The organism is Paenarthrobacter sp. R1, assembly GCF_030264015.1.
In the GTDB taxonomy this organism is placed as follows: domain Bacteria; phylum Actinomycetota; class Actinomycetes; order Actinomycetales; family Micrococcaceae; genus Arthrobacter; species Arthrobacter ureafaciens.
The window spans coordinates 3,183,977-3,197,597 of record NZ_CP127115.1 but is presented as its reverse complement, the minus strand read 5'-3'; the positions used below and the strand labels follow the sequence as shown (position 1 = coordinate 3,197,597).

At 62.6% G+C, this 13,621-nt stretch carries 16 protein-coding genes; 9 read left to right on the top strand and 7 right to left on the bottom strand.

What is annotated here, in order from left to right; all coding sequences use genetic code 11:
• Positions 1–208: 208 nt before the first annotated feature.
• From QN084_RS15485 to QN084_RS15460, 6 genes are all read right to left on the bottom strand, one after another.
• Positions 209–718 (bottom strand): DUF2958 domain-containing protein, encoded by a 510-nt coding sequence (locus QN084_RS15485; protein ID WP_168529634.1) that lies wholly within the window; start codon positions 716–718, stop codon positions 209–211.
• 75 nt (positions 719–793) lie between these two features.
• On the bottom strand, positions 794–976 hold the full coding sequence (locus tag QN084_RS15480) for a hypothetical protein (protein ID WP_168529618.1): 183 nt from the start codon (positions 974–976) through the stop codon (positions 794–796).
• Positions 977–1,156: 180 nt separating this feature from the next.
• Complete coding sequence (locus tag QN084_RS15475) at positions 1,157–1,486, bottom strand: hypothetical protein (RefSeq protein WP_182264040.1); 330 nt, start codon at positions 1,484–1,486, stop codon at positions 1,157–1,159.
• An 18-nt stretch (positions 1,487–1,504) separates the two neighbouring features.
• A complete protein-coding gene (locus QN084_RS15470; RefSeq protein ID WP_182264039.1) occupies positions 1,505–2,524 on the bottom strand; it encodes an Rv1352/Rv1906c domain-containing protein in 1,020 nt (339 codons plus the stop codon).
• Between the two features lie 427 nt (positions 2,525–2,951).
• Positions 2,952–4,103: a hypothetical protein gene (locus QN084_RS15465; protein ID WP_285750341.1), complete on the bottom strand. Its 1,152-nt coding sequence runs from the start codon at positions 4,101–4,103 to the stop codon at positions 2,952–2,954.
• Positions 4,104–4,262: 159 nt separating this feature from the next.
• Positions 4,263–4,445 carry a hypothetical protein gene (locus tag QN084_RS15460; RefSeq protein WP_168529630.1) on the bottom strand — a complete coding sequence of 61 codons (183 nt, stop codon included), beginning with the start codon at positions 4,443–4,445 and terminating at the stop codon, positions 4,263–4,265.
• Positions 4,446–4,505: 60 nt separating this feature from the next.
• Here QN084_RS15460 and QN084_RS15455 point away from each other — a divergent pair, with 60 nt between their 5' ends.
• From QN084_RS15455 to QN084_RS15430, 6 genes are all read left to right on the top strand, one after another.
• A complete protein-coding gene (locus QN084_RS15455; RefSeq protein WP_168529628.1) occupies positions 4,506–4,676 on the top strand; it encodes a hypothetical protein in 171 nt (56 codons plus the stop codon).
• Positions 4,677–4,756: 80 nt separating this feature from the next.
• Complete coding sequence (locus tag QN084_RS15450; protein ID WP_259362842.1) at positions 4,757–5,257, top strand: PHP domain-containing protein; 501 nt, start codon at positions 4,757–4,759, stop codon at positions 5,255–5,257.
• Positions 5,258–6,167: 910 nt separating this feature from the next.
• Entirely contained in the window at positions 6,168–8,645 is a 2,478-nt protein-coding gene (locus QN084_RS15445; protein ID WP_069694703.1) for a type IV secretory system conjugative DNA transfer family protein, read from the top strand.
• Positions 8,639–10,036: a hypothetical protein gene (locus tag QN084_RS15440; protein ID WP_069694702.1), complete on the top strand. Its 1,398-nt coding sequence runs from the start codon at positions 8,639–8,641 to the stop codon at positions 10,034–10,036. The genes QN084_RS15445 and QN084_RS15440 overlap by 7 nt, the downstream gene beginning before the upstream one ends.
• A gap of 40 nt (positions 10,037–10,076) precedes the next feature.
• Positions 10,077–10,379 (top strand): hypothetical protein, encoded by a 303-nt coding sequence (locus tag QN084_RS15435; protein ID WP_069694701.1) that lies wholly within the window; start codon positions 10,077–10,079, stop codon positions 10,377–10,379.
• A gap of 13 nt (positions 10,380–10,392) precedes the next feature.
• On the top strand, positions 10,393–10,668 hold the full coding sequence (locus QN084_RS15430; protein WP_069694700.1) for a hypothetical protein: 276 nt from the start codon (positions 10,393–10,395) through the stop codon (positions 10,666–10,668).
• A gap of 101 nt (positions 10,669–10,769) precedes the next feature.
• On the opposite strand, the gene QN084_RS15425 is transcribed toward QN084_RS15430, so the two are convergent.
• Complete coding sequence (locus QN084_RS15425; protein ID WP_069694699.1) at positions 10,770–11,411, bottom strand: hypothetical protein; 642 nt, start codon at positions 11,409–11,411, stop codon at positions 10,770–10,772.
• Positions 11,412–11,826: 415 nt separating this feature from the next.
• On the opposite strand from QN084_RS15425, the gene QN084_RS15420 reads away from it, so the two are divergent.
• The 3 genes from QN084_RS15420 (at position 11,827) to QN084_RS15410 (ending at position 13,545) form a co-directional block, all read left to right on the top strand.
• Complete coding sequence (locus QN084_RS15420; RefSeq protein ID WP_069694698.1) at positions 11,827–12,441, top strand: hypothetical protein; 615 nt, start codon at positions 11,827–11,829, stop codon at positions 12,439–12,441.
• Between the two features lie 271 nt (positions 12,442–12,712).
• Positions 12,713–13,054 (top strand): hypothetical protein, encoded by a 342-nt coding sequence (locus tag QN084_RS15415; protein WP_069694697.1) that lies wholly within the window; start codon positions 12,713–12,715, stop codon positions 13,052–13,054.
• Entirely contained in the window at positions 13,051–13,545 is a 495-nt protein-coding gene (locus QN084_RS15410) for an HNH endonuclease signature motif containing protein (RefSeq protein WP_069694696.1), read from the top strand. The genes QN084_RS15415 and QN084_RS15410 overlap by 4 nt, the downstream gene beginning before the upstream one ends.
• The last annotated feature ends 76 nt before the right edge of the window (positions 13,546–13,621 follow it).

Genomic DNA, 13,621 nt, shown 5'->3' with positions numbered 1-13,621 from the left:
ACGAAAGGCCCGGCGGGCACCATGATGGTGCCCATACCGGACCCTTCAGCGTAGCGTTCCTGCCCGGATCGAAGCTCCCGTCCCGACTCCCAAGACGTCGGCAAGATGCCCCATCGGGAGGCGCCCTGCCAAGGGCAGGAATGCTGCCAGCACTGTCAAGTGCTGGCCCTCATGTGTGCGGCGTCAGGAAAGTCTCTCCCCGGCCGTCTCAATCCACGGGGCGTTCCTGGTTCCGCCAGTTCTCGGCGATGGTGCGCATGTCCAACATTCCGTCCCAGCCGGACTCCATGTAGGCGTTCGCGGCGAAGCCGGCGAACCGTTCAACGGTGTCCCGGTCCTCGAAGCCGGTGACCCCCAGGAGGTCGCTCTCGTGGACGTAGTTGTAAGCGAAGCGGTGGTGTTCGTCCCAAAGCTTGCGGTCCTCCGGGCTGAGCGGGTCCGGCTCGTCCGGGCCGTCCCAACCAAAGTCCTCGCGGTCATCGTCGTCGTTCGGCTCTGCCACAGCAGCGGCTGCTTCAGCCTTGTACCTGTCGATGCATTCCTTCGCGGGCGTGCCGGGTTTGAAGTCCAGGTCGCGCTCGATCGGCAGGCCCATCTGACCCCGCACCGCCTCGACTTCGCCGAGGTCTATGTAGCCCCATTCGCCTCCGTGACCGAGGTTCACGTAGCCGAAGGCCTCGTTCTCAGCGGGATCGTATTCGGCGATGTACCAGTCCATGCCGCCTTAGAAGTAATGCGCCTGAATCGGCTTGTCCCCAATGGGTCCCTCACCGTCGGTCTCGTAGAGCTTCGGTCAGGAGGCCATCTGCTCGGCCGGAGGGTAGAAGTCGTGGCCGCGGTGCTTCCGCTGGGTCTCTGCCGGCCGCTCCGGCGCGGGCGCCGCGAGGGCCACCTCCGGTTCAGCGTGGGCAGTGGGAGCGAACTGCCCGCCGGTGGGGATGCCCTGCGGCTGGCGGTTGATGATGTTTTCGGTCATGGCGCTCTCCTTAAACAGGCCCTGTTTTCACCTCCCATGTGTGCGGCCAGCAGCCGTGACGACAGCGGGTGGCGCCACGTGTCACCGGATCGGTCCGGCGTTCACGAAAAGGGCCTGGCACCGATACGAAATATCCGCCCGGAGCCGAAAGGCCGTTGCTCATGTAACGCAGTGCAATGGTCAGGCGACCAGCTGCAGCGCGCCTGCATGAGCGGTCCGGTAAGCCTCGGCCCACGCTTCGATGGGTGCGATCAGGGCAGGCTCGCCGGGGCCGCCGAGCAGTCCGATCCGTTCGAGCCGGTCCCAGACACGGAATCCATAGGGGCCGGTATCGTCTTTCACCCATTTGAGGGCTTTGGAGACCAGGGCGAATTCGGCGACCGGTTCCACCGGCACGGGCCACCGGTTTGGGGCGACACAGGCGAGCCAACGGACCTGGTGGGCGCGTGCGCCGAGGATCGGCACCATGCCGAGCGCATATTCCTTGCCCCCGTGGCCTGCCTGGATCACGGTGGTCTCCTCGTCGCCCTAGCCGATCTTGACCCAGACTCCGCAACGGCTGGACTTGAAGCCTTCACCGGCGTTGACCGTGACGGTCACTCCATCGGGTGCGAAGTCGATGATGTCATTGGCAAGAATTGTTCCGTCGCCAGCGCTGCGGGACCAATAGCAGCCCTTAACACCCGGCTTGGTTTTCCAGGTCCCCGGCTCCATGGCCTGACCGACGACCATGGTGCCGTCGGCGACTCTTGGTGAGTTGACGGTGTTCTGCAGTTCTGCGGCATGCGGAGCGTCAGGGCAGATCGTAAGGGCCACGGCCGCTTCAGCCCTTGATTCCGGGGTGGTCGGCTTATCCATGTAGGTTGCACCCCAGGTGTTGTCCAGTTTCGCGCAGAGGTTCATGATCCTGCCGAACGTTTCGCCGGGGCTCTTGATTGCCACTCCCCTGGCCGCCACGTCATCCACGAGCTTCTGCTCGCTGGGCAGCAGGTCAGGCTTGCTCGACGGCGAGATGCCGAGGATCTTGATCTCGCAGGCTTCCCCGCCGTCCTTGTAGTCACCGCTACCCCACACCTCCTCGAAGCTCTTGTATTCATGGCCAGGCCCGTACACTCCGCAGCTGTAGGTGTATCGCCTGGCGATATTGGCTTCCGCGTCCGCGACGTCCTTCGCGGCCGCCCGCGCCGTGGCCCCGGTCAGGAACTCTTTCTCGCTGATGTTGACCCGCACGTCTACGAAGTCGTTCCCGGAAAAGCCCCCTGCGGCGGGACTAGTGGAAACGGTAAGGACGGTGTCGTCGACTTGGGTCTTGGCTGACCAGCTCTGCCCATCCGGGCCGAAGAAACGGGCGCGGTAGTTGAGCTTGTCAAGGTGCGACTTGGCTTCAAGGGCCGACTTGCCGACGAGGTCAGGGACAATTGCCCGTTGCTTTGCAGTAGCTGACGCCGTGGGCTTCGACGTGGCTTCGGCTGCTGGCTTTCCACCTCCGCCGCAACCAGTGAGTGCAAAGGCCAGGACTGCCACTAGGGCAGGGATGTAGAGCTTCATGTCCCCCAGTTTTCTTTTTCAATGCGTCGGTGATGGTCCGCGTGGGTAAGGCAGGCCGAGTGATGATGGCATAACCATAGTGGCCAATCCCAACATGTCCGGCAGATGACGCGGCTAACCGATGACCATCCCGATCTCGAAGCGTTCGGCGGCGCGGCCGATCAAGGGCCGGCGAGGCGTAGACCTTTGCTGGATCTGCCGTACACATGGCGGCCATGGCAAATGCTGAGCAGACCAGCGCTGCCTACGCCAGCCTTGAGGACCTTGTGAAAGGCAGGCCGCCGTCCGCAACACCAAGATCGCCGAGTATCTCGACGTCCCCGTCAACCAGGTGACCGGCCGGGAGTTGGAACTCCGCGCAATGGCCTGGTCCGGGATGCGTACAAGGCCATCTGGCCGGACCGTCATTTGGTGGGAAACCGTCTGATCACAAAGGCTTGTGGCCGTCAACAATCCGGATGTTCAGTCGACTATCGTCGACTTCCGCGGACAGCCCGTGTCTTTTCGCGGTCTTCAAAGACCACTCCCATAATGCCGCCCCGAGAATTGTCCGCAGCTTCTCTGTCCCAAGGAACGGTGCGACTGCACTGCCGATGGTAGGAAATTTAATCCAGCTCCCCGGTGGAAGGCCAACCAGGATTGCGTGGAGAGCCCTGCCCAACCTCTCCTCGAAGTCCTCAAAATTGCCGTCAACGCCGGCGAGATGCGCGGAAACCTGTTTCATGATGAAAGTGGTTCCATCCTCGCTGGCTTTGATTACCGGGGTCTTTGCAGGAGAGGGCTCATCTGGCTTAACTGCCGGGGTACTTCGGCGAGGGGCGAATTCATCCTCGATCAAGCGCGCCATCTCCTGGTGCAGGGCTGCGATCTGGCTGTGGATTCTGCGCGATTCCTTCCAGAACCTCGCTGATTCTTTCGGGTTGTGCTCCCAGACAGCTGCCTCTTCCAACCCGTCCGGAATGGCACACCTGAACAGCCCTGCCAGGGTTTCCGCCAATTCCAGGACTAAGGTCATGTCCCCGACCAAGAGTGGTGACGGGCTGTTGAGCGTGTTGACCGACGCGCAGAGCTCCTCAATGCTGCCGAACATTTTGCCGAACTGCGTCCGGTCTTTCACCGTCTCCCGGTCGATCTGTGGGCAGTAGACACTCTCCATGATTTTGACAGTGTGTCCGTCATGGTCGGGAAAGAACCTCGGCAGAACCTTCTCCCGCAGCACCCATCGGAGCGCTTCCAGCTGCTTGTCGACCTGCTCCAGGGGATTGGGCTGGAGACTCCCGTTTCGGAGTTTCCATTTATGGCCTCTGTCCTTGGCCTCCGCGACGGTGTCGGGGTACCGCTTCCATTCGCTCAACATAACCGAACCGAGCTTGGTGTTGTAGAAAAGCCAATCAAGCTCGGCCACCGGCCTATTGGCGGCGTCAACACGACAATTACTGAACGCCCACACGTCATCCCCCAGAAGCTCGTTGAGCTTGTCAACGTCGGCTCTTTTCGCCACCCGCGCAGATGTCGATGTTGATGGGAAATGCAGCATTGCTTGCTCCTCGTCGCCGGCGCTTAGTTCCATAACGTACACACAAATCCATGACGACTCAGGAACGTCAAGCCATTTCCATGACATGGCGGGCATGACAACGAAATTTGTCCTGATTCTCTTTTCAAGTCCGGCGACCTTTGCCTGCAGCGCAGCACACCCCGACGCGCACACTCCTCCGGGGAGGACTCCTGGGCGGTCCTACTTTTTCAGAGTAATGAACAGGCCGGCGTACGTCTGGGCATTGGTCCCGGGCACGACCGACACAACCTCGTACCCGTCGGCAGCCCATTCATTGATGAGCGCTGTCGCGTTCGGCGCTTCCTGGGTTCCATCCATGGAGTCGATGTGGTCGGGCACCCAAAACACTTTGTAGTCGGCCATGCGGCTGATCCTAAGCCACGGCCGTGGACCTTTACTGGATCTGCCGCACACATAACGGCCATGGCGAACTCACCCTTCACGAACCCGGCTTCCTGCACCTCGTACGCCGCCTTCGAAACGGCCGCATCGCCGGAGCCTCCAGAGCTGGACTACAAGTTCTTCTCACCTGAGTTCCTGGACGAGCTCGATGAATACTACGCCGCAATGGCCGTCAGGCAGCTTTCCGCGTAGAGCACCACGGACGGCATCCCCGTCTCGCACCTCCCGGGCCCGCCGGTCTACTTCCAGCCACAAAGAATTCAGAGGAACCCATGGCGTTCGTGCACCTCCACAACCACACCGAACATTCGGGGTTGGACGGCCTCAGCCGAATCAAGTCAATCGCGAAGACAGCAGCGGATCTGGGTCAGACGGCCATGGCCGAGACCGAGCACGGATCCCTCGCCGGGGCATGGAGGTTCACGAAAGCTTGCAAGGCTGCAAACATCAAGCCGATCATCGGCATCGAAATCTACATGTCCATCGGCGACCGTTTCGAGCGGAACTCAGAGATTGTGGACCGCAACGACGACACCACCGCCGACGCTGACGACGGCAAGGGCGACACCAAGGAAAAGCGCTACGAGCACCTGACCCTGCTGGCCCGCAACGAGACCGGTTGGAAGAACCTCCTGGCCCTGCACAACAAGGCCGAAGAGTCCTACTGGTACAAGCCGCGCATCGACTACGCCCTGCTCAAAGAACACGGCAAAGGCCTCATCGTGCTCTCTGGCTGCCTGGCCGGCGTCCGACCTTTCACCGCGTCATCGTGATGTTTCTCCGGGGGCTGCGCCCCCCGCTTTTCAATGCGTTGTCCGCCGCGTTCAACGAGGTGTTTCTCAGGGCTTCGCCCTGGGCCAGTGGTCCTTCCGTGGCGTTCTTGGTCCGGCGTCGTTTGCGCCTGCGGCGGGCGGTGACCGTCGTGGTTTCCTCTGCGGTTCACGGAGTGTTTCCCCGGGGGCTGCGCCCCGTCATGTTGTCGATTTGCTGACGCCGTAGTGAACGAATTGATGCGCAGGCGCTTTGCGCCGGTGGACGTCACGGCAGACGCCGGGACCGGCGTGACAAACCGTCCACGCCATCACCCATTGCGCAGCAATACGTCCAGCACTCCGGTGCACCATCAAGCACAACGTCACGCCCCAACTTCCCGCGCCGCAGGCATCACCCCAGGTCAGACAAGCATCTGACCCCACCACCCACACCACCGGGGCGCAGCCCCCACCACGTCGCCGACTTCCACCCACCCTCTATGTGTGCCAGGCACCCACCCGCCGGCCGCCGGCCAAACCCCGGCAAAGCAATTGACGGACCCACAAGCCACACTTACGTGGCACCCACCGCCCGCCGCAGGCGACACACCGGCGAGGACACTACGGCACAGGACCACCCCAAAAGTTTTTGGGTTAAAGTTCGGGAAAAGCCCGTCACTTCTGCGGAGGAGCCGCACACAGGAAATGTAGAAGCGAAAGAGCTGACGGTCTGTCCAGAAGACACCAAAACGCTTGCGCATGACGGTCAGACATGTTCTCGGCGGTACACCATTTATACAGGGGGGAAGTCTCGTCGCTGTCGGAAACCCGGCGTGGCGGGATATGGGGACTCTGGCAGACAATTTCGGCCTCCCAGATCGCCGGAATCCGCCTAGCCGGGTCAGCAGGGGTACCACTCTGCAATCTACGCATGTTCCAGAGTATGGACCAACGTATTTTCCGGCTGGCACGGGCCGGCGGCATCGATACAAACCCCACAACCTTCACACAGCGGGCCGGGACTTTCGCGTCCGCCGCGACCAACACCGGCCAGGCCACCCTCTTGACCCGGCGCGAGAAAACGGGGCTCAACGGCTACCTGATCCTCCCGGCCGCGTCGCTTGGCACCAACGCCCCGCTGCACTTGGCGCACACCGTCGGCGCCCGCGCCGAAGAGGCCACCATGCCAGAGGATCTGGGTGACACCCCGGCCATCGGAACGCTGAACTACAGGCCGTCCCCGGTGCTGCGGGAGACCCAGGCCGGCATCGACCCGACCGAACTTCCACGGCTGCTGGCCAACGCGATGCCCGAAGGCACGTGGGTTGCTGTCACGATGCGGAAACCGTCGAACAAGGAGCGGAAGTTCTACACGCCCTGGCTGGCGAACCGGCTCGGCACTGCGGTGCCGACGCACCACTCCACGTCCCCGACCGCCGTCGTTGTCTCCATCACCGCAGGCGGCTCCTCGCGCGAAGAAGTGACGTCCCTGCTCTCCCAGGTCACCGCTGGTCTGCCCGGTTTTGACCTGGACTCCGGTGTGCGGTTCGCTCCGAAGCATCACGGTCTTCTGTTCGCTCTTCCCGCGGGCCTGCTGCTGGCCGCCGCCACATTGTTTGGCTTGCCGATGATCCCTGCCGAGTACGCGGAGTTCATTCCGGCTGCCGCCTCTCCTGTGCTGCTAGCCCTCTCCGGCATCGCCGCTGTGCTTGGCATTGCCGCCCTCACGGGTCGGATTTCTTCCCCGGACACGAAGCTTCGCAACCGCCTGGCACAGCCGGTGTTCGCCGCTCCCCCGGCACGGAGTGGCCGCCCGCGCCCGCCGCGGAAAGAACAGACCATACGAGGACACCGGAACGTCAACGGTGAGAAGGTCCCGTTCGAAAAGTTCGTGCCTGCTTCCGACGGCGACTACCCGCTGGCCCCGGACGCTTTTATGGTCGGACCCAACGTGGTCGTTGGCATGGTCTCCCCGCATGCCGGCGCCGTCTCCGGTGCCGCAGCGACCCGGGCCCGCGCCACACCACCGATCATGCTGCAGGAGATCGGTCCACTGCTGGGGGCCAACGATGACGGATCCGCCCACCTGTCCGCGGCCGCCATGCTCTTCGGCGTGGCCGTCGTCGGAAAGCCCGGCTCCGGTAAGTCGCTTCTGATCCGGGCGCTGTTCGGCTGGCACTGCCTGGAGCGGGTCAATCCCTCCGGCAAACCGGGCTACCCCGGCGCGAACAACACCCTCATCGCGTTCGAGTCCAAGGGTGACGGCGTCGCCAAGTACGTCCAGTGGGCCCACACCCTCGGCGACAAGGTCCTCGCCATCGACGTCGCCGACCCCCGCACGCCGGCCATCGACTTGTTCTCCGTTCCGGGCGACAACGCGACCAAGGCTGTGTTCTTCACCAACGCCCTGAAGTACACGTTCGGCGCCGAGGCCATCGGCGTCCGGTCATTCCCGACGATCGTCGCCGTCCTTACCGCCGCGCTGTCCGTGGACGAACGCGTCCTGGATTCCATCGAGGACCGCGACGAACGGATCCTCAAACACGGCATGTCCCCGCTCTATTACGCGTACCAGTTGCTCGCCGGAACGTCCGACAAGATCGCTGTCCAACTCGCCACCGGCATCAAGGCCCTCGGCATCAAACTGCGTGAACGCGGTGAGCCCGACGAGGTCCTGGAGCAGGCGTACATTGCCATCTCCTCTCTCTTCGAGGACCGGACCGAATCGGCGCGCCGGCCGTTCCTGGAACCGCCCCGGAACAAGTTCGAGCAGCTGCTGATCCTGGAGGACTGGTGGAGCCCGTCCCGCCGGAAGGTCAGCTGGACCGACATCCTGGAAGGCCACCGCTCGGTGGTCATCAACACCGGGTCCTCCCCGTCCGGCATCCTCCTGGATGACGAGCAGAACCAGCAGATCTCCTCCTTGCTGATGTACTCGCTGCAGAACGCACTCAAGCGCACCTGCTCCGGCTGGCTGGAGGCAGGACGGTCCGTGTCACTCTTCGCCGATGAGCTTTCCCTGCTCGCGGGAACCTCACCGGAGATCATCGCCTGGATCCGCGACCAGGGCCGGTCCTACGGCATCCGTGGCATGCTGGCCACCCAGCGACCGGAGCAGCTTGGTGCGGCACTGCGCAACAACTTCCTCACCTACTCGACCCTGATCTCCTTCGCCCAGACCGATGTCCCGACGGCAGCCGAGGTCGCCGCGAACGTCGGCTCCAACGGCGAATGGACGACCGAGGACATCCAGCACCTCGAGCCGTACCACGTCGTGGTCCGGTCCGAAGATGACCAACGCCGGCAGTCCGCGTTCATCGTCAAGCTGCCCAACTTCGAAGCCGACATGTCCTCCTACGCGACCGCGCAGGGATATACCCACGAACCCGCAGGAGCCTATCCGTGGTAGCCGTTGCCCCCGAACGCCGCCTCGTCGCAGACGGTATCCACGCAGAGATGATGCCCTCGGCCAACCCTGACGATGACTTGTCCATGCACAACCGTGCGGACCCGTACTGGGACGAGCTGTGGGCGCCGGGGTCGCAGGCGCTGTGGTCCACCGGCCACGCCGTCCGTGCCAGGCAGAACCGCGGCCAGGTCCGCAAGCGGGCGCGCCGACTGCTCGACGAAGCCGAGGCCATGCGACTGCTGACCGCCAACCGCGGCCGCACCGACCGGCACGGGACCTGGGGTGTGCTGCAATCCTGGCGGACCGTCACCGCCGAACAGCTCGCTGCGCTCACCGGGTCACGGTTCGTGCTCGACCCGGACTACTCCCAGATCCAGGCCTCGTTCGCCCTCGACCTGCTCGACATCGGCATCCTCGCCAACTACGCCGAAGGCACCCCCGGCATGGGCCGGCACACCCTGTACCGGCCCTCGTCCTCGGATGCGTTCGACCGGCTCATCGAGCCGACCCTCACCGGGCCGGAGTGGCTGTCCGTCACCGCAGCTCAGCCGTGGTCCGCCGGCGGCCAGTACGACCGGCACAACGTCCTGTCCACCGAGCTCGCACTGCGCGCCGCGGAGTTCCTACCCATCGGCGCCGTCCTGGGCGAACAGCTCTCCTCAGTGGATCTGCTCGCCGGTTCCGGCATCGGCAAGAAACTTCCCCGCCCGGACAACCGCCGCGCTGACGGGACCTTGGTCCGCGACGACGGCATGCGGATCGCGTTCGAGCTCACCGCCACGGCGTCGCCGTCCTTCGAGGCGAAGGTGCGGCGCTGGGCCGAGCTCATCGCCGCCCGGCCGCTGGAAACCTCCGGCCTGACGGTTGTGTTCATCGCCGCCCCACACCCGGACCGTGCCCGCGGCCGCACCAGCGATCCACGGCATGCCATCTATAAGAAGATGTCCCAGGTTCTCCGGGAATTCCCTGGCCGCGGCAAGGACTCCCCTGCCGCGCGTATCGGCGTCGCCCACTGGGAGGAATGGTTCCCCGACCGGCACCTGATGAGCGAAGCCTTCCTCAACCTGCGCGCCGACTTCGCAATCAACGACGCCGCCGGCGCTGACAAATGGGCGCCGCGTGACCTGCTCGGTGACTACGGCTTCGAGCCGTGGCACACCTTCGACGCTACAGCGATCCTGGAAAACTCGAAACTGCTTGCTGCTACCCCGCACTGGATGCGGAACGGTGACCACACGCACCTGATCGGTTCCCCGATGGACCGGGCTGGCGTCGAGGTCCCGCACCCGGCCCCGGCGAAGCCGCACCTGACCAAGGGCCGGCCGCTGGGCGCCGCGGTCGGCAACGGCGGGGACGCGAAGCTCCCACTCCGGCTGCGCGTCGACTGGTGAGCCGACCGATAGCCTTTAGCCAACCGGATGAGGAGCTCAAGTGAACAACCCCTTCGACAACGCCTTCGATGCCGTGCTCCGGCGCAAGGATGAGGACCGGAACCGTGAACTGCGGAAACAGCAGGAAGCCTCCGCCCGTCACCAGCATGCCCGCGCCGTCGCCGAACCGTACCTGCTGAACGTTGCGCCCGCGGTTCTTCGACGGCTGACCGATCTGGGGATCGGTCCGATTACTGACCCCGTGAGTGCACGGGTCGGGCCGGCCCCAGCTCCGCGCACCGCGGTTCCCTACTGGCCGCTGCAGGCCACGTACGGGCCTGACGGACGAATTACCGCCCTGTAGTACGCAGCTGTGCATGACAGCCGAGGGTTACTTCGTGCTGAACCCGAATCTCCCAGGACAACAAGGTTTCGCTGAACTGCTCGACGCTGTCTACGTCATCCGGCAGCAGCCGCTCTACAGCAACGTTGAGCACTCTGCCCCGGTGTGCGTTGAAGACGGAACCGACCGCGTGTGTGTCGCCACCCATTGGTACGACAACGCCATCCTCACGGAGTTCTCGGACCACGTTGCCGAACATGTGCGGCTCCTTCACCCCGCTTCCCAGCTCGGACCAATCTGGAACCACTAAAGACGCACCTCGGCCCCTCCTTTCCGGCTCCGCATCATCTGGCGGTGCGGCCACCCGGTCCACAGTGAACGTGCCAGATAACAGAGTTCCGGTGATGGACGTCAGTAGTAGTGCTGGTAAAAGCGGGTGTCGGCAATATCGGGCTCTTCGGCCACAATCCACCCGTCATCCTGGGATCCTCCTGCCAGTACCGCCGCCGCAATCGGCACCCCAATGAGTGCTCGCAGGACGTCGTCATCCCCGGGATAGGTAGGCGCCCTCCTGAGGCGGTAATCCGAAAGCAGCGTGAAGGATGAGCGGTGAGCGGGCTCGACATTCGGGTAATAAATGAAATGGGAGTAATTCGCCACTTCCGCATAGCCGCCCTTAATTGCGGTAAGTGATTTCTCGAAAACGACGCCAGCCTTCCATAGGGCTGCGTCTTTTGTTAGCAAGAGGTCAACTTGACTAAGACCGTCGTCATATTGCCAACCGCGAAGCAGCCAACCGTTGCCACGGTATTCAACGTGAGCCAGACTCCTCCACTTGTATTGGCCCAGTTCAGGTGCCGCAACAAGTTCGGTTAGTAACCTCTGCGCGTACAGCGGTCTTGTTCGGGCACCACGTTCGACAAGGAGGTCGCGCAACTCCATGGTCCATGGGCTCGTCCACGGACTGAACTCCTCGTCCTTCTTAGCCAACTGACGGTCTTTCGCTTCTCGTTGTGCCTGCTGAAACTCAGCAGCGTTATCCAATAGACCCACGGTGTCCCTCCTGCCATCAATCAGGTTGCGGATATGTATCAGGATGCCATCCGGGACACCTCTGCCCCCTATGCCTACGCATGTTTCAGGGTATGTGCGAGAAGAAATTGAAAGAACGAGTCCTGGATCAGAGCGCCAAGGACAAACAAGCCATCCCAAGGACCCCGAAGCCCGGCCTGCAGCGGTCTTTGCCGTAGCGCAGAATCTTGTTCTCGTAGGCTGTAAGCATGGAAGAGTCCGCACCACTCGCAATATTCGGTGACTGGCATGGCGATGCAGTCTGGGCACTGACGGCCATCCGTTCTGCTGCTCGTGAAGGTGCCCGTACCGCCATACATGTAGGGGACTTCGGATTCGATTGGCCCGGCGCAAAACGAGGGCGATACGAAACCAAACTGTCCAAATACCTCTCAATATGGGCCTCACCCTCATCATTTCCGGCGGTAACCACGATAACTGGGACACGATCGCGAGGCTTTCCGTCGACACCGACGGGGTCGCCACGGTTCATCCAAACATCCGCATCTTGCCCAGGGGCGGGCGCGCTCAAATCGAGGGGCTTGCCATCGGCGGCTTAGGGGGTGCGTTCAGCGTCGACTTTGAGAATCGAACTGAAGGCAGAGACTGGTGGCCAAACGAGCAACCGACGCGAGAAGAAGCCGCTGCGCTCGTAGCCGGAGGCCCGCTAGACATCCTCATCACCCACGACGCACCGGCGGGCATGCCACTCAAGAGTGACTTCCAACTCAGCGCGCAACTGTCCGAGAACGCGAACAAAACCCGGAACCTCATCCGAGAAGTCGCGGATTCATTGACCGTTCCCCATCTGTTCTGTGGACACTGGCATCAGCGCCGCACGCACGAGCTAAAACACCCAGACGGGAAAATCACTCGTGTAGATGTTCTCGACATGGAACACTCTCGCCACGGCAACGGTGTTCTCGTGTGGCCGGGTAAGCCGCCCCTGCGCATCGAACCGCTCGAAATCCGGGGGCCCAAACCAAATGACTCGCACAGAGGCACGTCCTGAGCTTTTTCCTAGTCTGTTCCGCGGCGGTCTCAGTCGTCGTCTTCGGCCGCTCATCGCAGGTTCCTCACCTACGTATGCAACCCGATTTCTTAGCGAGAACATTTGTAGTCTCGCCCACGGTTTCGGGCTGGGCGCGCAGTTGATTGGCTGGAGATTTGGCGTTTCCGAGGTTATGGCTCTCGAAGCCGTAGCGGACCCGCCTACCTTGAGCACTCAGTAGCCCATTGGGGAAGCAGGCTGCATTGTCGTACCTGCCTCTTAGCATGCTCCCATGGTTCATGGCGTATCAGACTTGCATGACGGATCCTTCCGGATTAGAACCGCGACGGGGTCGCTGTACCTCTTGGAGATGAAGCCGAAACTGCTTACACGATTTGCGGCGGCGGTTGATCCCACAGTGGATCATCTAGACATCGGGACGAGCGTCCTCAGGCGTGACGGGGAATCGCTCCACGTCCACAAAGTCATACGTCTCGCTGTGGGGGTCCCTTCGATCTTCTTGGTTCAGGTCCGGACGGACGATCCAACGATTCCAACTCTGCGAGCGACGAGCCGCGTAGTTGAAATAGCTCTTCTTGCCGACCACTACAATGAAAGAAGACTGACGCAATGACAACGCCTGAGGAATTCTATTCCTACTACACTCAAGAAGGCGGGGCAGGCTGGTTTGCGCGTCTGGGCGAACTACGCCAAGCCATAATTCGATGCGACGGGCCCGCCGTTCTGGACATCCTCCGGTCACGGTGCGTTATCGACCCTGAAGACCCCGGGGGTTGCTGGATCTGGACGGGCGCTAAACGGTCCGGGTACGGCTACATCGGCCGCGGACCTACCAACAGGCTTGCCCACAGGCTCGCCTGGGAGTCCGCCCGCTCCTTCACGCAAGACCTCGGCTCTTTGAGCGTGCATCACAAATGTGGACGCCGACTGTGCATCAACCCCCAACATCTTGCGGCAGTAACCCACCTCGAGAATACTGCCGAGATGCTGGGTCGGCAGTATTACCAAGCAAGAATTTCGGCGTTGGAAGATGCCCTCCGCGTGTACGACCCCAAGCACAAGCTGTTGACCAGATTGCCCAAGCCGCTTCCGCCAGAAGAATGAAGCCGACGCAGACCCCTCCCATTTGTCGTCTCCCCAGCTATTTGCGACATGGTCTCCTTGGGCGCCCTACGCTCCG